The sequence below is a fragment of the Streptomyces sp. NPDC021225 genome, from assembly GCF_044332865.1.
GTDB lineage: Bacteria > Actinomycetota > Actinomycetes > Streptomycetales > Streptomycetaceae > Streptomyces.
The window spans coordinates 231,955-254,441 of record NZ_JBIRPV010000004.1; the positions used below are offsets into that span (position 1 = coordinate 231,955).

A 22,487-nucleotide genomic window follows, 5' to 3' on the forward strand; every position below is an offset into this window, starting at 1 on the left:
AATGCTGTGTTCCAGCCTATCGGGTCACCAGCGGACGGCGGAGAAGTCGATCGGCTGGGGCCGCAGCGCCCGCACACGGTCCGTCAGCCCCGCCAGGCGGCGGGTCATTTCGTCGGCGGGCAGCCGCCTGCGGTCCCCGTGGCCGGGCAGCAGCCACTCGAAGCGCAGGTGCGGCGCCGAGCGGGCCAGGGACGCGGCGAGCTCCTCGATCGAGTACCAGGTCACGCTCTCCACGACCTCGATGTCCTCCGTGGTGCGCGACCAGTACAGGCTGTCGCCGCTGAAGCAGTACCGGTCGTCCGCGAGGTAGAGCACGCTGCCCTCGGTGTGCCCGGGCAGCGGATGGGCGACCAGGCCGTCGGCGACCTCGACCGGCTCGGTGCCGCGCAGCACCCGGTCGGCGTCCGGGGCGGCGGCGAGGTCGCCCTCGTGGATCCACAGCCGGGCGCCGAGGCGGTCGGCCCAGCGGCGGCCGTGCGCGGCGTGGTCGCGGTGGGTGAGCAGTACCTCGGTCACCGGGCCGAGCGCCGCGTACCGCTCCGCCAGCGCCTCGCTCCAGCGCGGCGTGTCCACCATGACGTTTCCCGACGGGCGGCGCAGTAGATAGGAATTGGCCGCGGCGGTCTGCGTGGAGTTGTGTCCGCACAGGTACACGGAGTCGTCCAGGGCCATCGGAAACGGGTCGAGCTCCGGGTCGAGCCGCCGGGACGGCGGGCGGATCGACCGGACGTGGCAGGCGTACGCGGCGGTGTGCAGCAGCCTGTTCTCGGCCTCGTCGCGCGGCTGGCGCAGCACCCGCGAGCGGCCGTCGGCAGCCTCGCCGATCAGCCCGGGGGCGAGCTGCCGGGCCACATCGCAGTTCGTGCAGCGGTCGTCCACGTACCAGCCGTTCTGTCCGCCGTCCGGCCGCGCTGTGTCGCTCATGGTCGAAGGTCCTCCCGACGTCGCCGATCACGGCCGGTGTCCGGCCGCTCACTTCATGGATATCCCGGTTCGGACGAAAACCGGAAGAGGGGCCGGACCTTGTTGTTTTCCGGGGAGGGGACTCTGAGCAGCCACGGCACGGGCAGGAGATCGGCTATATTTCGCCGCCTTTTGTCGCTCCCTTGTCGCCTGCTTCGCCGCTCAGCGGCTGTCGAGCGCCAGACGGACGGCGAGACCGCCGAAGACCACGGCCGACGCCCGCTCCAGCCGGCGGCGGAACGAGGGCCGGCTGAGGAGCTTGTCGGCCAGGCTCCCGGCGGCCAGCCCGACCGTGGCGTCCACCGGCAGCCCGATCATGATGAACAGCCCGCCCAGGGTCAGCAGCTGTAGCCACACCGGCCACGCCGCATCGCCCACGGTGAGGAACTGCGGCAGAAACGCCAGGTAGAAGAGGATGACCTTGGGATTGGCCACATTGGTCAGCGTCGCCATCAGGTAGAGCTTGCGCAGCGGCCGCCGGGGCGCGGTGGCGGTGGCGTCGGCAGTGTCCTGCTCCCCGCCCGGCGTACGGCGACCTGCCCGCCAGGAGGTGACGGCGAGGTAGATCAGAAACACCGCGCCCGCCAGCCGCACCACCTCCAGCGCCTCAGGGGCGGCCCGGAACAGCGCGCTCAGGCCGAGCGCCGCGGCGAGCGTGTGCACGGCCAGACCGGTCGACATGCCGAGGGCGGCCACCACCCCGGCGCGGCGGCCTCCGGACGTGGCGTTGGCCACGATGAAGAGCATGTCCGGGCCTGGGGCGACGCTGAGCAGGAACGCGGCCGCCACGAAGGCGGCGATCAGGGAGAGGTCCATGGCCGGAGTATCACCACGGCCGCGAGCCGGACGAAAATGATTTCGCGATGCGGGACGGTGCGGGTCGGTTGGTGACAATGGGCGGGTGAAATACCGCTACCGCGTCCTCGGCGCCACCCAGGCCCTCCGTCCGGACGGCACCGAGGTGCCGCTCGGCGGCGCCCGGCTGCGGGCGCTGCTGGGCGCGCTGGCCCTGGGCGGCGGCCGGCCGGCGTCCACGGCGCAGCTGGCCGCCGAGCTGTGGGGCGAGGACGAGGCGCCGCCCGCCGACGAAGTGGCAGCGGTGCAGGCACTGGTGGGACGGCTGCGGCGGGCGCTGGGCAAGGAGGCGGTGGCCTCGGTGCCCGGCGGCTACCGCCTGGTGGCGGACAAGGACGATATCGACCTGTTCCGCTTCGAGCGGCTGGCGGCGGAGGGCTCCGCCGCGTTCGGCGCGGGTGATGCGCGCCTGGCCGCCGCACTGCTCGACGAGGCGCTGGAGCTGTGGCGCGGGCCGCTGCTCGCGGACCTCCCGGGCGCGGGCGGAGGCGTGTCTTCCGCGTCACGCGGCGGACCCGTGGCCATACGGGCCGAACGGCGCCACGCCCAGGCCCGCCGTGACCGCCTGGCGGCGGAGGTGGCACTGGGCGGCGCGGAGGGCGCCCTGGCCGAACTGGCGGCGCTGGCGGGCCAGGAGCCGCTGGACGAGCCGCTTCAGGCCCTGTGGATACGTGCCCTGCGGGCCGCCGGCCGGCGTGCCGAGGCCTTGCAGGCGTACGAGGAGGTCCGGCTCCGCCTCGCCGATCGCCTCGGCGCGGATCCGGGCGGCGAGCTGCGCGCCCTGCACGCCGAACTGCTCGCCGAGGACGCGGCCCCGCTCGCCGCGGAGGGCCCGGCACGGTCCGGCGGGTGGGGCGGTGCGTGGCGACAGGACGCGCGGGACGGCTCGGGTCGGCGCGGGGGGAGCGGCGGGCCGGGAGGTGTGGGGCGGCATCCCGGGAACGGTGCGCAGGGGGGCGCCGGGCAGGACGGCCCGAAACGGCTCGGGGAGCACGACGGTTGGCCACGACCTGAGCAGAGCGGGCGCGGCGGACAGGGACAGGGATACGGCGGGCAGCGCGGCGGGCGCCGTGACAGCGCGCGGGGCGCTTTGGGACAGGGCGCCCGGCAGGGTGGCCTGGAGCGGGATGGCGCGTGCGGTGGGCGGGAGTTCGGCGGGGGCGGCGGCGCGCAGCGGCGCGGCGCGGGCGGCGAGCCGTGGCACGCCGAAGGCGATATGGCGTGGCATGCCGATGGCGGTGCCGGGGAGCGCGGTGGGTCCGACAGCACATGGCAGGACGACCAGCGTGCTGGGCCCGCCGCGGATGGCGGGCAACGCGGGCCGGGAAATCTGCGGCCCCGGCTCACCACCTTCGTGGGGCGCGAGGCAGAACTGGGTGAGCTGGCAAGCGAGTTGCGCACCCGGCGCCTGGTCACCCTGATGGGCACCGGCGGCGTCGGGAAGACCCGGCTGGCCCTGGAGGCCGCCGAGGCGGCGGCCGGGGCCTGGCCCGACGGGGTGTGGCTGGCCGAGCTGGCGCCCGTACGGGACGGGGAGACCGTGCCGGAGGCGGTCCTGACCGCCGTCGGGGCGCGCGACACGGCGCTGCGGGGGCCCGGCGCCCAGGAGCTGCGGGCGGCCGAGGGCGCCGCGCCGGGGCCGCTTGCCGAACTGGTGGAGCACTGCGGTCGGCGTCGGATGCTGCTCGTCCTGGACAACTGCGAGCATGTGATCGGCGCCGCCGCCGAGTTGGCCCGGTCGCTGCTCACCGGCTGCCCGGGCGTGACCGTGCTGGCCACCAGCCGGGAGCCGCTGGGCGTGCCGGGCGAGTGGGCGCGGCCCGTCGAGCCGCTGCCGGGCGAGTGGGCGCTGCGGCTGCTCGCGGAGCGCGGCGCCGCCGTGCGCCCCGGGTTCGGCGTGGCCGACGACCGGCCCGCCTGTGTGGAGATCTGCCGTCGGCTCGACGGCCTCCCGCTGGCCATCGAGCTGGCCGCGGCCCGGCTGCGGGCGCTGACCCCGCGCCAGATCGCCGACCGGCTGGACAGCCGCTTCCGGCTGCTGACCGGCGGCCACCGGACCGCGCTGCCCCGGCAGCGGACGCTGCGGGCGGTGGTGGACTGGTCCTGGGACCTGCTGGACGAGGACGAGCGGACCGTGCTGCGGCGGCTGGCCGTCTTCTCGGGCGGCTGTGCGCTGGAGGAGGCCGAGGCGGTCTGCGCCGGGGACGCCCCGGGCGACTGGGCCGACCCCGCCCCGAAGGACACCCTGGACACCCTGGACACCCTGGACACCCTGAACATCCTGAGCTCCCTCGTCGACAAGTCGCTCGTGCTCGCCGTCCCCGAGGGGCCGGGCGGGATGCGCTACCGGCTGCTGGAGACCGTCGCCGAGTACGCCGCGCGGCGGCTGGCCGAGGCCGGGGAGCGGGAGGCCGTCGAGCGGCGGCATCTGACCGTCTTCCGCGAACTGGTCCGCATCGGCGACCCGCTGCTGCGCGGCCCGGAACAGGCCCGGTGGCTGGGGCGGTTCGAGGCGGAGCACGACAACCTTCGGGCCGCGCTGCGCCGGGCCGTGGCGCTGCGGGAGGAGCAGGAGGGGCTGTGCCTGGCGCTGTCCATGAGCTGGTTCTGGCAGCAGCGCAACCACCTGGGCGACGTACGCTCCTGGGCGCCCGCCGTCGCCGCGCTCGGCCCCGACCCCTTCCTCCCGCCCGTGCGGCCCGCCGTGCCGCTGGCCGAGCCCTGCACCGACCGGCCGCCGCCCTGGTCCGAGGAGCAGCTGTGGGAGGCCCGGCGCGGGGTGCGGCTGCTGATCTTCGCGAGCAGCGGAGAGAGCGGTGGCGCCTCCGCCGACCGGGAGGGCGGCCAGGAGTATCTGCGCGGGATCGTCGACGCGTACCGGCCGGGCCTGCCGCAGACCTTCCGCCAGCCGGGCTTCGTGTGGTTCTCCGCCAAGCTGCTCACCGGCCGGGCCGCGAGCCTCGGCGAGACGCTGGACGACATGGTGCGGGGTTGCCGGGAGCTGGGGCACCCCTGGGAGCTCGGCTTCGCCCTGCTGATGCGCGCCAGGACGCGGTACGGCCGCCCCGGCGGGACCGAGCGGTCGGTGGACGACGCCGACCAGTCGCTGCGGCAGTTCGAACGGGCCGGTGATCCCTGGGGGATCGCGGAGTCGCTGTCCGCGCGCGGCGAGGCGTACGAGTGGCGGGGCCGGTACGAGGAGGCCGCCGCCGACTTCGCCCGCGCCATCGAGGTCTCCGCGCGGGGCGGCGCGCAGCCCCAGGTCCCGGCGCTCGAGGCCAGGCTGGCGTCCGTACGGCTGGAGACCGCCCGGGACGAGGAGGAGCGGGCCGAGGCCGAACGGCTGCTGCGCCAAGCGGTGGTGGAGTCGGGCCGGTATGCCGGGGAGACCCTGGACACGGCGCGGCTGATGCTGGTCCAGCACCTCGGCCGCACCGGCCGCACCGGCGCCGCCCGCGACCAGCTGGAACTGCTGGAGCAGGCGTTTCCGGCCACCACCCCCGCGATTCTCACCGGCATGGTGGCGGGCCTGCACGGCTGGCTGGACTGCGTGGACGGCGCGTACGAGCGCGCCCGGAGCCGGCTGAGGCGGGCCGTGAGCTCGCTGGAGCCCCTGGCGTATCTGGTCGCCCCGCATCTGGTCGCCGAGCAGTTCATCAGCGCCGCCTGGGCCAAGGCGCACCTGGGCGCGGCGGAGGACGGGGCGCGGCTGCTCGGCGCCTACGACCACGGGCCCGTGATGGAGGGCTTCTGCTTCCGTACGCTCTCGGCCGCCGCCGAGGTGCGGCAGCGGGCCGAGGCGGAGCTGCGCCGGGTGCTGGACGCGCGGGCGTACGAGCGCGCCTACGCCGAGGGCGGCGGCCTCGCGGTGCGGGACGCCGCCGCCCTCGTGTGACGCCGGGCCGGGCGGGCCCGGCTCAGCCGTTCTGCTCGGCCTGCGCGTCCGCCACCCGCTCCCGCGCCTCGGCCAGGTCCTCCTCGGTCGGGGCGTCGTCCTGGGTGAGCTTCAGCCGCCAGTAGCCGGTGAAGTCGATCGACCGCCGGTCGATGCCGCGCTCGCCCACCAGATGACGGCGCAGGCTCCGTACCGCCCCCGCCTCACCGGCCAGCCACGCGAACACCGAGCCGGGCGGGAAGGCGGCCGAACGCACCGCGTCGAGCAGCGACCCACCGCCCCCGGTGGGGCGCCCGTTCCGGTGCAGCCAGTGCACCTCCACCTCGCCGGCGGTCGTGAAGCGCTGCTCCTCGGCCGCGTCGGCGACCTCGATGTACGCCACCGCGCGGGCGCCCTCGGGCAGCGCCTCGATCAGCGTGCCGATCGCGGGCAGCGCGGACTCGTCCCCGGCCAGCAGCGTCCAGTCGGCCTCGCCGAGCGGCACGGGGCGGGCGAAGGCCGCCGACGGGCCGAACATGCCGAGCGTGTCGCCGGGCCCGGCCGTCAGCGCCCAGCTGGTCGCAGGGCCCACGCCGCTGTGCCCGCCCCCGACGCCATGCCCGCCCCCGTCGCCGTGCCCGTCCCCGGCTCCGTGCAGCACGAAGTCGATGTCGAGCGTCCGGCTGTGCGCGTGATGCGCCCGGATGGTGTAGCTCCGCATCCACGGCCGCTCGTCCTCGGGGATCGCCTGGTACGCCTCGTACCACCGCATCACGTCGCCGTCCGGGCCGGGCTCCGGAAGGCGGGGCTCCGACTGGCCCGGCCTGGGGAAGTACAACTTGACCTGCTGGTCGGGCGCGTCGCAGACGAAGTCGGCGAGGGCGTCCCCGCCGAAGGTCACGCGCACCATGCGCGGGGTGATCCGCCGCACCTCGGTGACCTGGATGAACCGGACCGGCAACGACTGCTGCACCGAACCTCCTGAAGGCAGTGGGGTGTGAACGGCGGCCACGACATCCGGGCGTGTCCGCCTGTGTCCACGACGCTCCCAGCCGCCCCCTACAGCCGGTCGACAGCTCGCCTACAGCCCGCCGACCACCACACGGCCCGCCCCAGGGGTATCCGTCAAGATCCGCCGGGCGCCTGAGCCCCCGCGTCCGGGAGGCCGTATCCGTCCACCATGGCGCGGGCCGCCCGCGTGGCGCGGGCGGCGACCTCCGCCGCCACCGCATCGGGTTCGCCGAATACTCCGTCGAGCAGGAGGGCGACATAGCCGCGCGCCAGCGCGGAGAGCGCTTCGAGCAGCTCGACGGCGGCCTTCGCCGCCCGGTCCGGCGGCACCACGTCGAACGCGCTCGGCAGCAGCAGGTCGATGAACTCCCTGGTGCTGTCGCGCAGCTCCAGGTGGTGGACGCGCAGGCCGGGGGCGAAGAGCAGGTCGAACGCGCCCCGGTGGACGGCCGCCGCGCGCACATAGCTGCCCGCGACCATGGCGAGGCGCTCCTGGGGCGAGGTGGCCGTGGCCATGCCCTGGAGATGGATCGTCCGCAGCCTGCGCGAGACCTCCAGGGCGGCGGCCGCCAACAGCGTGTCGCGGTCGGCGAAGTGGCGGTACGGCGCCCCGGGGCTCACCCGGGTGCGGCGCGCGGCCTCAGCGACGGAGAAGCCGCGCACCCCCACCTCGTCGACTATGTCGAGTGTCGCCCTGACCAGCGCGGCGGCGAGGTCGCCGTGGTGGTAGGCGCCGCGTTCCCTGCCCCCGCTGTGTGCCATCCGGCTGACCTTATCGGATATCCGTTCGGTTTTCTCCGGCCCCGTCGCGCATGACCCGCAGGGCCTCGCGCGACCGCTCGATGCGGATCGGCAGATCCCGCGCCCGCACGCCGGTGGCGTGGTGGAAGGCGTTCGCGATGGCGGCCGCCGCGCCCACGATGCCCAGCTCGCCGATGCCCTTGCCGCCGACCGGGTTGAGCCGGTCGTCGCGCTCGTCCAGCCAGTGCACCTCCAGCTTCGGGACGTCGGCGTGGGCGGCGATGTGGTAGCCCGCGAAGTCGTGGTTGGCGAAGTCGCCGAACGCCGGGTCCACCTCGCCGACCTCCAGCAGCGCCATCGAGAGCCCCATCGTCATCGCCCCGAGGAACTGCGAGCGGGCCGTGGTGGGGCTGAGGATCCGCCCGGCCGCGAACACCCCCAGCATCCGGTCGACGCGGATCTCGCCGGTGTCGGCGTCCACCCGCACCTGGGCGAACTGCGCGCCGAAGGTGTGGCGTGAGAGGTCCGCCCGTTCCTGGAGGTCCTCGGTGGTGTCGGCCACCACCTCCAGGCCCCCGTCCGGGACGACACCCGCGTAGCCGCGCATCTCCTCCACCAGCGCGCGGCACGCCTTGTGGACGGCCCAGCCCCACGAGGACGTGCCCATCGAACCGCCCGCGAACGTCGCCACGCCCAGCGACGCCCGGCCGATCTCCAGCCGCAGCCGCGTCGGGGACACCCCGAGCGCGTCCGCCGCCACCTGCGTCAGCGCGGTGCGCGCCCCCGTACCGATGTCGACCGCGCCGATCCGGACCAGGAAGGTCCCGTCCGGCTCGGCGCGCGCGGTGGCCGTGGAGGGCGCGGTGTAGTCGGGGTGGTGCGAGGCGGCCATGCCGGTGCCGACCAGCCACCGCCCCTCCCGGCGGACCCCCGGCGCCGGATCGCGCCGCTCCCAGCCGAATCGTTCGGCGCCCTCGCGCAGACACTCGACCAGGCTGCGGCTGCTGAACGGCTTGCCGGTGCCCGGGTCCAGCTCCGGCTCGTTACGGATGCGCAGCTCGATCGGGTCCATGCCCAGCTCGACGGCCAGCTCGTCGATGGCCGACTCCAGCGCGAACATGCCCGGGGTGTGGCCGGGCGCCCGGAACCAGGCGGGCGTCATGATGTCCAGCGGCGCCACCTTCACGGTGGTGCGGACATCCGGCGCCGCGTACATCATCCGCGTCGAGGACACCGTCTGGTCGGCGAACTCCAGCATCCTCGACCGCGGCTGCACCGACTCGTGGTCGATCGCGGTCAGCCGGCCGTCCCGCTCGGCCCCGAGCCGGATCCGCTGGATCGTCGGCGCCCGGTGGGGGACCAGCGCGAACATCTGCTGCCGGGTCAGCGCGATCTTCACCGGCCGCCGTACGACCTGGGCGGCCAGCACCGCCAGAACGGCCGGTGAGCGCGGAATGCCCTTGGACCCGAAGCCGCCGCCGACGTGTTCGGTGACCACCTCCACCGCGTCCAGGTCGAGCCCGAACAGCCCGGCCATCAACTGCGCGGCGAAGCGCGGGCCCTGGTTGGAGTCGTGCAGGGTCAGCCGGCCCTCCTGCCAGGAGGCGATGGTGGCGTGCGGCTCCATCGGGCTCGGATGCTCCACCGGAGTGGAATACGTGGCGTCGGTGCGCACCGGGGCGGCCGCCAGGGCGCGCTCCACATCGCCGCGCTCCTGGAACCCGGGTTCGCCGTCGGTCACGCGCTCGGGGACATACGCCGCCTCGTCGTCCGCGCGCAGCACCACATCGTGCGGCTCGGGCGCGTAGCTCAGCCGCACCGCCGCCGCGGCCTCGCGCGCGGACTCCAGGGAGGTGGCCACCACCGCCGCCACGATCTGCCCGTGGTAGGCCACCTCGGGGGACTGAAGCACGAACAGGTCGGCGCTGACCTCGGCGTCCGCGTTCAGCCGCGGGGCGTTGCCGGAGTCGAGGACCGCGAGCACGCCCGGCAGGGCGAGGGCCGCGGCCGCGTCCACCTCCGTCACCCGGCCGCGGGCGATCGTCGACTGCACCGGCCAGACATAGGTGATGTGGGGGGTCGGGAACTCATAGGAGTACAGCGCCTCCCCGGTGACCTTCTGGGGGCCGTCCACCCGGGTCAGCGGGGCGCCGATCGTCTGCTCGACGGTGGTCATGCGCGGTCCTTCCTCGCGACCAGGTCGCGGATGGCGGCGACGATCAGATCAATGGTCAGGTCGACCTTGAACGCGTTGTCAGGCAGCGGGCGGGCGGCGGCCAGCTCCGCCCGCGCGGCCTCGCGCAGCGTCGCCTCGTCCGGGCGCCGCCCCCGCAGCAGCTCCTCCGCCGTCCTGGCCCGCCAGGGGCGCGGCGCCACGCCGCCGAGCGCGATCCGTACGTCCGCCACCCGGCCCGACTCGTCCACGCTCACCGCCGCGCCCACGCTGACCAGCGCGAAGGCGTACGAGCGGCGGTCGCGCACCTTGCGGTAGGCCATCGCCGCGCCCGGCGGTGGCGCCGGCAGCTCCACGGCGGTGATCAGATCGCCGTGTTCCAGCACGGTCTCGCGCTCCGGCGTGTCGCCGGGCAGCACATACAGCTCCTCCACCGGGACGGTGCGCGCGCCGCCGTCCGCCGACCGCAGCCGCGCCACCGCGTCCAGCGCGACCAGCGCCACCGCCATGTCGGACGGGTGGCCCGCCACGCAGTGTTCGGAGGTGCCGAGGATCGCGAGCTCGCGGTGCGCGCCCTCGATCGCGGGACAGCCCGAGCCCGGCCGGCGCTTGTTGCAGGGCTTGGTCACGTCCTGGAAGTAGCCGCAGCGGGTGCGCTGCATCAGATTGCCCGCCACCGTGGCCACCGTGCGCAGCTGCCCGGACGCGCCCGCCAGCAGCGCCTGCGACAGCAGCGGGAAACGCCGCCGGACCCCCGGGTCGCCGGCCAGCTCGCCATTGCGCACCGCGGCGCCGATCAGCGCCGAGCCGTCGTCGCGGTGCTCGACGCGGTCGTGGTCGAGCCGCGAGACGTCCACGACCAGGCCCGGCCCCGCGACACCCAGCTTCATCAGGTCCACCAGGTTGGTGCCGCCGCCCAGGTACACGGCGTCGGGCCGGTCCGCCACCAGCGCGGCCGCCTCGTCGGCGTCGGCCGCCCGTACGTACGCGAACTCCCTCATCGCGCGCCGCCCCCGTCCGTGCCCGCCGCCTCCAGGACGGCCTCCACGATGCCGCCGTACGCGCCGCAGCGGCACAGATTGCCGCTCATCCGCTCGCGGACCTCCTCGTGGTCCAGCGCGCCGACCCCCGCGGCGGAGGCGATGTCTTCGGTCACCTGGCTCGGCCAGCCGCGCCGGGCCTCGCCGAGCGCCCCGATCGCCGAGCAGATCTGGCCCGGTGTGCAGTAGCCGCACTGGAGCCCGTCATGGTCGAGGAACGCCCGCTGCACCGGGTGCAGCCCGTCGCCGCTTGCCAGATCTGCTACTCCCTCGATCGAGACGATGTCCCGCCCCTCGGCCGCCACCGCGAACATCAGACAGCTGTTCACCCGGTCCCCGTCCATCAGGACGGTGCACGCGCCGCACTGCCCGTGGTCGCACCCCTTCTTCGTGCCGGTCAGGCCCAGCCGCTCGCGGAGCACATCGAGCAGGGTGGTGCGGTTGTCCACGGTCAGAGCGTGTTTCTCGCCGTTGATCCGCAAGGTGATGTCGCTACTCGGAGACGAATGTGAGAGGCTCATACATCCAATGTATCAATCTCTTACATGAGTTGAGGGAACATCAGCGATGCCAGAGCCCGAACTGCCGAGGGCGGGGATGTCGGGGGCGCAGATGACGGGGGGCGACCCGCCGCGCGTGGTCGAGGAGGCGCACCGCTGGTGGCGCGCGGGTGAGCCCTTCGCGCGCGCCACGGTCGTGGACACCTGGCGCTCCTCACCCCTGCCGCCGGGCACGAGCATGCTGGTCGGGCCGGACGGCTCCGCCGTCGGCAGCGTCTCCGGCGGCTGCGTCGAGGGCGCGGTCTACGAACTGGCCCAGGAGGCCATCGCCTCCGGGACACCAGTGCTCCAGCGCTACGGGGTGAGCGACGACGACGCGTTCGCGGTCGGACTGACCTGCGGCGGGATCATCGACGTCTACGTGGAGCGGATCGACCCCACGGGCTTTCCCGAGTTCGGCGAGGTGGCCACGGCGGTCCGGTCCGGGGCGCCGGTGGCCGAAGTCACCTGCGTGGCCGTGGCCGGCCCCGACCCCGCGGCCAGGCTCGGCCGCCGCATGGTCGTCGGCCCCGACACCACCACCGGCACGCTCGGCTCCCGGCGGCTGGACGCGGCCGCCGCCGAGGCCGCGCGCGGCATGCTGGCCGGCGGGCGCACCGGCACCCTGCGCCACGGCTACGACGGCCGGCCCCTCGGCGACGAGCTCACCCTGTTCGTCTCCGCCCACGCCGCGCCGCCCAGGCTGCTGGTCTTCGGCGCCGTCGACTTCGCGGCGGCACTCGCCCGGATCGGCTGCTTCCTCGGCTATCGCGTCACCGTCTGCGACGCCCGCCCCGTCTTCGCCACCCGGCGCCGCTTCCCCGAGGCACACGAGGTCGTGACCGACTGGCCACACCGCTATCTGCGGGCCGAGGCCGAGGCGGGCCGCCTCGACGAACGGACCGCGGTCTGCGTCCTCACCCACGACCCCAAGTTCGACGTGCCCCTGCTGGACTGCGCCCTGCGCCTCCCGCTCGGCTACATCGGCGCCATGGGCTCCCGCCGCACCCACGAGGACCGGCTGCGCCGCCTGCGCGAGCGCGGCCTCGGCGCGGACCGGCTGGCCCGGCTGTCCTCGCCCATCGGCCTCGACCTCGGCGCCCGCACCCCCGAGGAGACCGCGGTCAGCATCGCCGCCGAGATCGTCGCCGACCGCTGGGGCGGCAGCGGCGCCCGGCTGACCTCGCGCACGGGCAGGATCCACCACGTGTAATGCACGTCTACAGAGAGAGCCCGTTACGGGGGCCGTGGAAGACTGGGATCGTGCGCGCCTGGGCCGAGGGCTGGGTCGTCTCGCGCGAGGCGGCCCCTCCCGTGGAAGAGCAGAGCCTTGGGGCCTCACCGCCGACGTCGGACTGACCGGCCGGGTGATCCGGCACGTCCTACCCGAGGCCGACGAACCGCTCGTAACCGCTCGTCCGCAAGCTCGCCGAGACGCTCAAAGCGCTTCGCCCACAGCACCCGGCTCACGACGGACGAGGCAGCCGCCCTGACTCTTGAACCGCATGGCGAACGCTTCCCATCGGTCACCGAATCCCTGCGCGTCCAGACCCAGCACCGCTTCACCTGGACCCGCATCGACCCGTGGGCCCTGTCGACCTTCACGCGCTACTGCCCCAAGTGCCTCGCCGGGGACGGGTCCGTGATCCAGCAGCGGCACGGCGGCCCCTGGAACGCGGCGGAATGGCGTCTGGCGGTCAGCTTCATCTGCCGCGATCACCGCACCTTCCTGCGGCACCTCTGCCCCATCTGCCGACGTCCCGCCCACAAGTTCGACGCCCAGGCGGGCTCCAAGCTCCCGCCGCTCATGCAGTTCAAGGGGTTTCACCGACATAATGGCCAACCAGGAATCGACACAGCCGCCTGACCACTAGACGATCAAGTCTGATGTGTCCGGTCGCATGTGGTGGCCGACTGGATGGCGGGCGTCCCGGTTTCTCAGCGCTGCTGGCGGCTGCGCGCCACGGCAGTGGCATGCTCCTCGCTATGCATGAAGATCCGCAGGACAAGACAACGCCTCGGTGGTGGGGGCGTATCGCGTGTACGTGGGCGGTCACTTTCGCTGTGCTTCATTTCTACTGGGCGCTCGGCGGCAGCTGGGGCCTGAGTGTCTCGGCGGGGCCCTTGGCCGAGGAACGCCCCGGGTGGTTCGTGGTGGTGGGCTTGTGGGGTGTGGGAATGCTGTGCCTTGTCGGCGGCATGCTGGGATGGCTTCTCGCCCGGCCACGGCCTCATGGCCTGGCCGGACGGGCGGTCAAGACCCTGGGCTGGTGCGCCTGCGCTGTGCTGGTGGTGCGCAGCATCGCCGTCGAGGTGCTGGTGCTGAGTGACGCAGTGGGCCGGGAGATAGACGTGAGCCCGGAACAGCGGCTGTGGACGCTGGCGCTCTGGAATCCCTGGTTCCTGGTCGGCGGTCTCGTCTTCGGCCTGGCTGCACGGCAGTTCGGAAGAGCGAGTGGCCCGAGTAGCGGTGGCGCCTGACGGCGCGCCGCGGAACACGAACAGGGTGTCCAAGATCGTGGCGTGAACGACGACCTGGACACCCTTCTGCCGCGGCAATCCGGGTACAGCAAGCGCCTCAAAGCGGCGCTGCCCCTGGTGAGAAGGGCGATACGGATGCTGGCGGCGGACACGGACTTCTGGTTCGACACCCACCGGATCGCCGACTCCGCGCCGGTACCGTGCGGGATGTCCCGCCCGACGGTGAAGCGGTCGGACCTGGCCGGCTGATGGGTGACGCGATCAACGCGGCCACGCAAGGCCGCTTCCTCTTTCCGGCCGGGCCCTTGGCGCTGTTGCTCGCGGACAGATGGGCGTCCTCGTGGCCGGAGGGTGAGATGGATCCGCACCGGAGCTGGGGCGGGGACACAATGGTCCCATTTCCGGAATGGATGTAGGAGGAATCAACCCAGCCGTGGACACTGCGAGGAGCACCGACGACGAAGTCGGCCCGGCGAGCGAAAGCGAGCCCGCCGGGCCGGGCGGGAAGGGGTGGCGGGGGTGGGTCATGGATGTGCGGCCGCTGCGGCACCGGCCGTTCCGACGGCTGTGGGCGTCGACATCCGTCACCACCGTCGGCAGTCAGCTGACCGCGGTGGCCGTGCCCAAGCAGGTCTACGACCTCACCGGCTCCTCGGCCTGGGTCGGCTATGCGAGCTTCGCGGGGCTGCTGCCGCTGGTGGTCTTCGCGCTGTGGGGCGGCGCGGTCGCCGACCGGGTGGACCGGCGGAAGCTGATGCTGTTCACGAATGTGGGCATCGCCGTCATCTCGCTGCTGTTCTGGGCGCAGTCCGCCGCCGGGATCCACTCGGTGGCGCTGCTCATGGTGCTGCTCGCCGCCCAGCAGGGCCTGTTCGGCATCAACTTCCCGGCCCGCAGCGCCTCGATAGCCAGGCTCGTGCCCGCCGAGGAACTGCCCGCCGCGGGCGCCCTTCAGTCCACCGTGGCGCAGACCGGCATGGTCCTCGGGCCGCTGCTGGCGGGGGCGCTGATCCCGCTCATCGGGCTGTCCACGCTGTATGTGATCGACGCCGTCGCGCTGTGCGCCACCCTGTGGGCCGTATGGCGGCTGCCTCCGCTGCCTCCGCTGCCTCCGCTGGACGAGGGCGAGGGGAGCGGGCCCGGCCGGCGGCGGGCCGGCGCGCGGGAGGTAGCCGACGGGTTCCGCTACATCGTGGCCCAACGGGTGCTGCTGCTGTCCTTCCTCGCGGACATCGTGGCGATGGTCTTCGGCATGCCGCGGGCGCTGTTCCCGCAGCTGGCGTCGAGCACGTACGCGCCCTGGGGTGAAGGGTTCGCGCTCGGGCTGCTGTTCGCGGCGATCCCCATCGGGGCGGTGGCCGGCGGGCTGATGTCGGGCACCTTCTCGCGGGCGCGCCGGCACGGGCTGATGGTCAGCGCCGCGGTGGTGGTCTGGGGGCTGGCCATCACCGGGTTCGGGCTGAGCGCCGGACTGTGGTGGGCGGCGGGCTTCCTGGCGGTGGCGGGCGTCGCCGACATGGTCTCCATGGTCTTCCGCGGGGCGATCCTCCAGTCGGCCGCCACCGATGACATGCGCGGCCGGATGCAGGGCGTCTTCACGGTGGTGGTGGCCGGCGGCCCGCGCCTGGCCGATTTGCTGCACGGCACGGCCGGCTCGCTGTTCGGCCCCCGGGTGGCGGTGGCCGCGGGCGGACTGCTGGTGGTCGCCACGATGCTCGCCCTGACCGCCGCGGCGCCCTCCTTCCGGCGCTACACCGGCTGAGGCGGGCGCCCGCGCAGGCTGTTCCCCTACCGCCCCTGCCCGAATGGGCTATCGTGCGCCACTGGGCGCCGGGTTATGGTCCGGCGCATGCTCTGGACGCAGCGAGGCGCCCCGACAGCCGTCAAAGTCAGGCTGTCGGGGGCGCGGCCCGTACCGGCCGGGGGTGCCGGTTCGGGCGCCTATTCCTCCCGCGTCACCCGCGCATGGTCCGTCACCACTCGGCGGAAGAGATCATGACCGGTCCGGCCGGTATGGCGTAGACACCACTGCTGCGCCGCCTCCTGCTCCTCCTGCGGGCCGGATTCCTCACCACAGCCGGACGTGATGCAGAACGCTTCGAATGTGGCTCCGCCGTCTGGCACGTGCCGGATGGTGTGCGGCACGAAACGCATCACTGAGCGGACCATGAAAACACCTTCACGGCGCTCTGGCAGTCCGTCATGGGCAATCGGGCGCCCCTGCTCTCAGCGACCCGTAGAGCGTCGCCCAGGCATTCGGACAGCCGCGCGCCGGCGTAACGCAATTCGGTCGCGGAAGCCTTGGGGTCGCTGAGGATCTTCCGTGCGTGGTTCAGCACCTCGGCTCCCATGGTGAGCTGAACGGCTTCCATCTCGTCAGCGAGCCGCCAGAGAAACCCGCCCTCACTACCTGGAGCGAGGAAACACGGTTTCCCACCTTCGGATGGCCATGGCAGTAGCCGTGCCGGTTCCCGGTCATTCATCGGGGCACCTCCGGCAGAAAGTCGGCGCCCACAGTCGCCAGCACGAGAGCACGCATGCGCTGCGGGTGTCGCTGCCGTTCCTGCCGCCTCTCATGCGCCACCAGGTAGGGGCGCACCATGGCAAGCGCGTGCGCGGCACGCACAGGGGGTGCCACGTGGGCGCGGTTGTGCTTGCCGGGGGTGTGTCGCCCGAACAGGGCCTCTCTCACCCGTTCGGGTAGTCGTGATAGGCATTGCATGTCGGTCTGCTCCATTCAGATCGGCCACGCCCCGGGGCCGTTCGCGCGGTCGCCGGGGGCCTTGCGTCCAGGCAGCCTGCCAACCCCTTAAAGACGTATCCGCCCACGTCTGGGGGACAGTTGGGAGGTTCGGGCGGTAGCGTTGAAGAACGCCCAAACGTCCGAGGGAGAGACCTTGAACACTGCCTTACGATCAGCTATGGCAGACGCCAAACTGTCGGCGCGGCAACTTGCCTCACGCGTCGGGGTCTCCGGAAAGACGGTCGAACGTTGGATCGCGGACGCGGCCCTGATTCCACATGCGCAGAACCGTGAGGACGCCTGCATGGCGTTGGGAGTGAGTGAAGAAATGATCTGGCCGAAGGCAATCAAAGACCGTGTGAAAACGGGTGCCGACCGGGAAATTATCCGCTCTTACCCGTATCGCTCGGCGTGCCCATCGACGGTGTGGGGAGAACTCATTGCGTCATCTTCGGATGAACTCTTTTTCGCCGGTTACACAAACTATTTCCTCTGGCTGGAACAACCAATGTTCGCAAGCACACTGCGACGTAAAGCAGAAAGCGGATGCCGTGTCAGATTCCTGCTGGGCAACCCCGACTGCGAAGTAACGCGTCAGCGCGAACAGATCGAGGATGTCTCACTTACCGTTTCCACGCGCGTTCGCGTCACGCTGGAAAACCTCGCGAAGCTGGGCACTGTTCAGGGGATAGAGGCGCGGTTCTCGGCAACGGCCGATGCCGCTAATCACGTCTCGCTATCAGTTTTTCGGTTCGACAATCAGGCGTTGGTCACTCCGCATCTCGCACGCCTGGTCGGCCACGACTCTCCGCTTCTGCATTTGCGCAAGCATGGCGACGGCGGCATGTTTGACCGGTTCGCCGAGCACGCAGAGGAATTGTGGTCCAGGGGCGCACCGGTAGAACACGCACCCGCTATGCAGTAGTCACAACGCAAAAAGGGCCCCGGTGCCATCCTGCAGACGCGAGAAGTGCTGGGGCCCTTTCTGCTGCCTGTCGCGTAGCCGAGTCGGCAAACCGCTTAATGGCGCCTGCGCGTAACGCGACCAGTCACCGAACGGCACAGACTTTGCGCCCGCGCCCGTGGCGTGCACGAATGGATCGATGAAAGCTGGCTTTCCAATCATTGATCCGGAGGCGCCGGGTGGACCGTCGGTGACGAATTCAGTTCCGGCTGTTTCGCCCGTGGTGGCCTTTGACCCACGTGATCCTTGACGGCACGCTCATCGAGTCGGACCGTCTCACCGGCGTCCGTGAGAACGGCAACGACCTGTGGTTCAGCAAGAAGCACAGGGCGTTCGGCGGCAGCGTGCAGTTCGGGGGTTGAGGAACATCGGAACGAAAACCGGCGCTAAGCCCGTGGAGTGCCTGAGAGTGCTTTGACCTGGGGTTCGGCGGGGGCGGAGCCTTCGGCAGTCGTGTTGATCACTGACTGTGTGGAGGTCCGGGGTGCCGGTCGAGTTTCTGACGGATGCACAAGCCGCCGCGTACGCGGCCTACGGCGGGGCGCCGTCCCGTACGGAGTTGGAGCGTTTCTTCTTCCTGGACGACGCGGACCGGGAGCTGATCGAGGGCAAGCGGCGGTCCCACAACCGGCTGGGCTTCGCGGCCCAGCTCACGACCGCGCGCTACCTCGGGGTGTTCCTGGACGACCCGACCGACGTTCCGCCGGAGGTCGTCGACTACCTCGCCGAGCAGCTCGGCATAGCGGACGCGTCGGCACTGAAGGCGTACGGGGACCGGGAGAACACCCGGCTGGCCCACGTCCGTGAACTGCGGAAGCTCCTGGAGTACACGGAGTTCGCCGAGGCGGAAGCCGAGTTGAGGGTGTGGGTGGACGCGCGGGCGTGGACGACCGGGGAGGGCCCAAAGGCGTTGTTCGACGCGGCGGTGGGGTGGTTGCGTGAGCGGCGGGTGCTGCTGCCCGGCGTGACGACGCTCGCCCGGCTGGTCGCGTCGGTGCGGGAGGCGGCGAACCAGCGACTGTGGGACAGCCTCTACGGGCTGCTGAGCACCGGGCAGCGGGCGGTGCTCGACTCCCTGCTGACCGTGCCGCCCGGCGCGCGGGTGTCGGAGCTGGACCGGCTGCGGCGCGGTCCGGTGCGGATCTCCGGGCCGCAGATGAAGTGGGCGCTTGAGCGGGCGGCGGAGATCGACGCGTTCGGTATGGGTGAGCCGAGAATCTCGCGGTCGCCGGGCCGGGCGCCTTCCTTCTCCAGGGCGGCGCGGACGACGACGGCGTGCGCGTCGTTGAAGATCTCCTCCAGGCGGGTGTCGCTCTGCGGGCCCACGGCGATGCGCAGCTCCGCGTCCACCACGGCGAGCGCCATGGGGAGCAGTGGCCCAGCGGCCGGACTCGAGGGCTCCGGACGGGTCAGTTGGCGGGCACGAGGGCGGTGTCGTACTGCCCGATGGCCCAGGGCAGGACGACGCAGGCCAGCAGGAACCACGGGCTGTACCGGTGCAGGTCCCAGGTGTCGACGGGGAAGCGGAAGTTCTCGTCGATGGCGTAGTGGGGGAACCGCTCGTCGAAGCGGGCCACGGCCTCTCGAAGGCCGTTCTCCGTGCTCAGGTCCGCATCGCCGAAGAACACCTCCTCGACGTCATGGGACAGGCCCGGACGCTCGGCCCCGGCCACGGTCTGGAGGACGTGGGCGGCGGCCCGCTCGGCGGCGTACGCCTTCGCGCTGTCGCGGCCTCCGGGCACCAGCTTCTCCGCCCAGTACGCCGGGTCCATCCGGGCGAGCGTCCTCGGGCTCACGGAAGAAGTCGAACATGTCCTCGACGCGGGAGAAGGACCAGCAGCCCAGGTCACCGCGCAGGACGAGCATGTGCGGCCAGGTGACGACCTCGCTCCAGCTCCAGGACGCCTTGGGGAAGCTGAAGGTCAGGTGCCGGTAGACCCCGTCGTCCTTGAGGACGGTCATCGTCGCGCCCTCGCGGTCGGAGGCGAACCGCTCCCTGGCCTCCCGAAGGTGCTGCATCAGCTCGTCGTACGGGTCGTTCACGCTCATCCCGGCGCCTTCCTCACGGCTTCACCGGCCCTCCAGGACGTCGGGCCTTCCGGAGTACAACGACCCCGCGGACCACCGGTAGCGCGGGAAGCTCAGCAGGTCGGCCGACTCCCGCTGAGCTCCGCCGACGACGAGTGTGGTTTCGTAAGCGGGAGTGAGCAACGTTTGTCGATGGTTCTTGGCAGCACTTCGCGATCAAACAGCTCGGAATTGTCGATGAGAACTGACAACGCTGGAACAGCCGAGTGACTGGCCGCAGGACGTGAAGTGACCCCCCACCCGTTGGGCCTAGCGCCTCGGGTCTTGACCTTGCCCGAAGGTGAAGGCCGACAGTGTGCAGGGCAACCAGACCAGCGATCTCCGTGCCCTTCGCTCGGCCGGAGACGGGATGAGGGGACCATCTATACCCTCGACGGCTCCTCCCCGCCGCCGCCCGAGTCGGGCGCGACGACGGGCGGCGTCCGGATGAAGGCGGCGGACGGGGACGCGGTGTGGAAGTTCGGCACGGCGGGGACGACGGTCGCGGTCGTGAAGTAGCCCCGGGAGAGGTTCCGGAAGGGGTTCCGGGAGAGGTTTTCAGCCCGGTTCGGCGTCGGTCCACGCGTGCAGCTTGTCCGGGTTGACCACGAGCCACAGATCACGGACCCGGCCCGCGTGGATGCCACGCCGACCACGGCGACGGTCGTCCTGGCGATCGGCACCGCGACGCCCTGGGAGCCGTGGAGCCGTTGACGTCGTCTTCCACGACGTCGAGGCCCGGCTCCTTGCGGAGCAGCCCGAGCAGGAACCGGCTTCGGCGTCCTTGGCGAGGTGTTCGTTGCCGGCGCCTGCTCCGGTCCATGAGGACGTGTGATCCGGTTCACGGGAACGCCTCCTGCCCGGCGGACAGTCCAGGACGTGAAGCACACATCCGTGACCCCCCGTACCGATCGGGGCAAGAAGCCGGACGGACAGAATCCGGACCGACGGCAGGCGGGGCCGCCACCGGCCGGCTCGCACAGGGGGCACCCCCCTGATCCCGGCGACCGGCCGGACCCACCTCTCCGGCATGACATCCAGGGACTGCGCGCTCTGGCCGTCGGCCTGGTGGTCGCGGCGCACGTCGGGGTCCCCCACGCCGCCGGGGGATACGCCGGAGTCGACGTCTTCTTCGTCATCTCCGGGTACCTCATCACCTCCGGGCTGTTGCGGGAGGCCGCGCGCACCGGAACGCTGTCCCTTCGCCGCTTCTTCGGCAGACGGGCGATGCGCATCCTCCCGCTCGCGACCCTGGTCTGCCTGGTCACCATCCTGGGCTGCCGGCTGTTCGCCTCGAAGATCCGTTACACCGAGTTCCTGCACGACGCGCTGGCCGCCGCGGCACACTTCATGAACGTCGAGCTGGCGTTCTCCGGGACCGACTACCTCCAGCAGAACGCCACGCCGTCACCGTTCCAGCACTACTGGTCGCTGTCGGCCGAGGAGCAGTTCTACCTGCTGTGGCCCGTGCTCCTCCTGCTGAGCTGGAAGGTGCTGCGGCGCCCGTGGCCGAGCGCGCTGCTGCTCGGCGCGCTGTGCCTGTTCTCCTACATCCTGAGCGCGGAGACGACCGGGACCTCCCCTTCCTGGGCCTACTTCGGCCTTCACACACGATGGTGGGAACTGGGAGCCGGCGGCCTGCTGGCCTTCTGCCCCGGAGCGCTGACCCGGATACCGCGTGTCGTGTCCGGCGCGGGCGCCTGGCTGGGGCTGGCCGCGATCCTCGCGGCGGCGGTGCTGTACGACGACGACACCCCGTTCCCCGGCCATCACGCGCTCCTGCCCGTGCTCGGAGCGGTCCTGGTGATCGCGGGCGGAGGCCGCCCGTCCTCCTCCGGTGCCTCACGGCTGCTCGCCGTCCGCCCCGCGACCTGGGTGGGCGGCCTCTCGTACGGCTGGTACCTGTGGCACTGGCCGGTGCTGATGCTCGGCCCCGCCGCCCTGGACCGTACGGCCACCCCCCGGCTGCTCCTTGCCCTGAGCGCGGTCGCCCTGCTGCTGGCCTGGGCGACCTTGCACCTGGTGGAGAACCCGATCCGGTTCCACGGCGGGCTGCGCCGCCAGCCCGCCACGGCGATCGCCTTCGGCCTCGGCCTGTCGGCGAGCGCCGTGTGCGTCACCCTGGTCGCGGCGTCCTTCCCTCCCGCGCTCAGCTCCGGCGCCCGCGCCCCGGAGCTGAGCGCGACCCTGGCCGCGGCTCGGGACCCGCAGGCCCGGCTGACCGCGCTCCTCGGCACACCCGCGACCGGACTGCCGGCCAACCTGGCCCCGGCCCTGCCGCACGTGAAGGAACAGCGGTCCGCCGTCTACCGCGACCGCTGCCACGTCGACCAGACCGCCACGCGGTCGCCGGCCTGCGTCTACGGGGACCGGTCCTCCGACAAGGTCGTCGTCCTCTTCGGCGACTCCCACGCCGCGCAGTGGTTCCCCGCGCTGGACCGGCTGAGCCGGGAACGGGGATGGAGACTGGTGTCGTTGACCAAGGCCTCCTGCAAGACCGCCGACCTCACCATCGTCGCCGACGGCGCACCGTACACGGCGTGCGACACCTGGCGAAAGAACGCCCTGGAACGGATCGCGCAGCTCCGCCCGATGCTCGTCGTCGCCTCCTCGTCCGAGGCGGGCACACCGGTGGACCGCGTGCACGATCCGCTGCGGGAGTGGACGGGGGGATACGAGCGCGTCGACAGGCGGCTGGTCCGGGACGCCGGCATGCTGATCGTGCTGCTGGACAATCCCTGGCCCCGCGGTGACGCCGTCGAGTGCGCGGCGCGTCATCCCCTGGAGCTGCGGGAGTGCGAGACGGACGCACGCGCCGCGGTCAGTTCCCCGACCGTTCGCACGGCCGCCCGGACGGCGGCCCGCCGCACCGGCGCCGCGGTCATCGACCCCAAGGGCTGGCTGTGCCCGCCCACCGGCAGGTGCCCAGTCACCGTGGGGGACACATTCGTCTACCGCGACGAGAGCCACCTCGCTGAGTCCTACGTCGCGGCCCTGACGCCGGTCCTGCGACAGGAGCTGAGGCGACACATCTGA

General features: G+C 72.3%; 17 protein-coding genes and 3 pseudogenes. 11 read left to right on the plus strand and 9 right to left on the minus strand.

Features of this window, described 5'->3' with window-relative positions; all coding sequences use genetic code 11:
• Nucleotides 1-24 precede the first annotated feature (24 nt).
• The gene (locus ACH4S9_RS19655) at nucleotides 25-924 is read right to left on the minus strand and encodes an MBL fold metallo-hydrolase (RefSeq protein ID WP_398373274.1); all 900 of its coding nucleotides are present in this window, start codon (nucleotides 922-924) and stop codon (nucleotides 25-27) included.
• 201 nt (nucleotides 925-1,125) lie between these two features.
• Nucleotides 1,126-1,779: a LysE family translocator gene (locus tag ACH4S9_RS19660; RefSeq protein ID WP_398373276.1), complete on the minus strand. Its 654-nt coding sequence runs from the start codon at nucleotides 1,777-1,779 to the stop codon at nucleotides 1,126-1,128.
• An 85-nt stretch (nucleotides 1,780-1,864) separates the two neighbouring features.
• Between ACH4S9_RS19660 and ACH4S9_RS19665 the strand changes: the two genes are divergently transcribed.
• On the plus strand, nucleotides 1,865-5,713 hold the full coding sequence (locus ACH4S9_RS19665; protein ID WP_398373278.1) for an AfsR/SARP family transcriptional regulator: 3,849 nt from the start codon (nucleotides 1,865-1,867) through the stop codon (nucleotides 5,711-5,713).
• A gap of 22 nt (nucleotides 5,714-5,735) precedes the next feature.
• Here ACH4S9_RS19665 and ACH4S9_RS19670 read toward each other — a convergent pair whose 3' ends face one another.
• The 5 genes from ACH4S9_RS19670 to ACH4S9_RS19690 form a co-directional block, all read right to left on the minus strand.
• On the minus strand, nucleotides 5,736-6,665 hold the full coding sequence (locus ACH4S9_RS19670; protein WP_398373280.1) for a siderophore-interacting protein: 930 nt from the start codon (nucleotides 6,663-6,665) through the stop codon (nucleotides 5,736-5,738).
• Nucleotides 6,666-6,817: 152 nt separating this feature from the next.
• A complete protein-coding gene (locus tag ACH4S9_RS19675) occupies nucleotides 6,818-7,465 on the minus strand; it encodes a TetR family transcriptional regulator (RefSeq protein ID WP_311725360.1) in 648 nt (215 codons plus the stop codon).
• 10 nt (nucleotides 7,466-7,475) lie between these two features.
• On the minus strand, nucleotides 7,476-9,620 hold the full coding sequence (locus ACH4S9_RS19680) for a xanthine dehydrogenase family protein molybdopterin-binding subunit (protein WP_398373283.1): 2,145 nt from the start codon (nucleotides 9,618-9,620) through the stop codon (nucleotides 7,476-7,478).
• Entirely contained in the window at nucleotides 9,617-10,618 is a 1,002-nt protein-coding gene (locus tag ACH4S9_RS19685) for a xanthine dehydrogenase family protein subunit M (RefSeq protein WP_311725362.1), read from the minus strand. The genes ACH4S9_RS19680 and ACH4S9_RS19685 overlap by 4 nt, the downstream gene beginning before the upstream one ends.
• On the minus strand, nucleotides 10,615-11,178 hold the full coding sequence (locus ACH4S9_RS19690) for a (2Fe-2S)-binding protein (RefSeq protein WP_385336708.1): 564 nt from the start codon (nucleotides 11,176-11,178) through the stop codon (nucleotides 10,615-10,617). Before ACH4S9_RS19690 ends, ACH4S9_RS19685 begins: the two co-directional genes overlap by 4 nt.
• A gap of 91 nt (nucleotides 11,179-11,269) precedes the next feature.
• Between ACH4S9_RS19690 and ACH4S9_RS19695 the strand changes: the two genes are divergently transcribed.
• The 5 genes and pseudogenes from ACH4S9_RS19695 to ACH4S9_RS19715 all read left to right on the plus strand — a co-directional run bounded on the left by ACH4S9_RS19695 (nucleotide 11,270) and on the right by ACH4S9_RS19715 (nucleotide 15,439).
• Nucleotides 11,270-12,409 carry an XdhC family protein gene (locus ACH4S9_RS19695; RefSeq protein WP_398373647.1) on the plus strand — a complete coding sequence of 380 codons (1,140 nt, stop codon included), beginning with the start codon at nucleotides 11,270-11,272 and terminating at the stop codon, nucleotides 12,407-12,409.
• A gap of 117 nt (nucleotides 12,410-12,526) precedes the next feature.
• Nucleotides 12,527-13,063: a TniQ family protein gene (locus ACH4S9_RS19700; RefSeq protein ID WP_398373286.1), complete on the plus strand. Its 537-nt coding sequence runs from the start codon at nucleotides 12,527-12,529 to the stop codon at nucleotides 13,061-13,063.
• A 197-nt stretch (nucleotides 13,064-13,260) separates the two neighbouring features.
• Nucleotides 13,261-13,677, plus strand: a complete 417-nt coding sequence (locus tag ACH4S9_RS19705; protein ID WP_385336711.1) for a DUF3995 domain-containing protein — start codon at nucleotides 13,261-13,263, stop codon at nucleotides 13,675-13,677.
• 66 nt (nucleotides 13,678-13,743) lie between these two features.
• Nucleotides 13,744-13,923, plus strand: a pseudogene (locus tag ACH4S9_RS19710) (IS982 family transposase); the annotation flags it as partial.
• 187 nt (nucleotides 13,924-14,110) lie between these two features.
• Nucleotides 14,111-15,439 (plus strand): MFS transporter, encoded by a 1,329-nt coding sequence (locus ACH4S9_RS19715; protein ID WP_398373288.1) that lies wholly within the window; start codon nucleotides 14,111-14,113, stop codon nucleotides 15,437-15,439.
• A gap of 179 nt (nucleotides 15,440-15,618) precedes the next feature.
• On the opposite strand, the gene ACH4S9_RS19720 is transcribed toward ACH4S9_RS19715, so the two are convergent.
• Nucleotides 15,619-15,846, minus strand: a complete 228-nt coding sequence (locus ACH4S9_RS19720) for a hypothetical protein (protein WP_398373290.1) — start codon at nucleotides 15,844-15,846, stop codon at nucleotides 15,619-15,621.
• A 752-nt stretch (nucleotides 15,847-16,598) separates the two neighbouring features.
• Here ACH4S9_RS19720 and ACH4S9_RS19725 point away from each other — a divergent pair.
• The 3 genes and pseudogenes from ACH4S9_RS19725 to ACH4S9_RS19735 all read left to right on the plus strand — a co-directional run.
• Nucleotides 16,599-17,345 carry a DUF5919 domain-containing protein gene (locus tag ACH4S9_RS19725; protein WP_311725369.1) on the plus strand — a complete coding sequence of 249 codons (747 nt, stop codon included), beginning with the start codon at nucleotides 16,599-16,601 and terminating at the stop codon, nucleotides 17,343-17,345.
• A gap of 272 nt (nucleotides 17,346-17,617) precedes the next feature.
• Nucleotides 17,618-17,734 (plus strand): annotated as a pseudogene (locus ACH4S9_RS19730) (IS5/IS1182 family transposase); the annotation flags it as partial.
• A 134-nt stretch (nucleotides 17,735-17,868) separates the two neighbouring features.
• Nucleotides 17,869-18,621: pseudogene (locus ACH4S9_RS19735) on the plus strand (DUF4158 domain-containing protein); the annotation flags it as partial.
• A gap of 172 nt (nucleotides 18,622-18,793) precedes the next feature.
• Here ACH4S9_RS19735 and ACH4S9_RS19740 read toward each other — a convergent pair.
• Nucleotides 18,794-19,180, minus strand: a complete 387-nt coding sequence (locus tag ACH4S9_RS19740; RefSeq protein ID WP_398373660.1) for a hypothetical protein — start codon at nucleotides 19,178-19,180, stop codon at nucleotides 18,794-18,796.
• A gap of 14 nt (nucleotides 19,181-19,194) precedes the next feature.
• Here ACH4S9_RS19740 and ACH4S9_RS19745 point away from each other — a divergent pair, with 14 nt between their 5' ends.
• Both ACH4S9_RS19745 and ACH4S9_RS19750 read left to right on the plus strand, forming a co-directional pair.
• A complete protein-coding gene (locus tag ACH4S9_RS19745) occupies nucleotides 19,195-19,320 on the plus strand; it encodes a hypothetical protein (RefSeq protein ID WP_398373661.1) in 126 nt (41 codons plus the stop codon).
• Between the two features lie 1,010 nt (nucleotides 19,321-20,330).
• Nucleotides 20,331-22,487 (plus strand): acyltransferase family protein, encoded by a 2,157-nt coding sequence (locus ACH4S9_RS19750; protein ID WP_385336723.1) that lies wholly within the window; start codon nucleotides 20,331-20,333, stop codon nucleotides 22,485-22,487.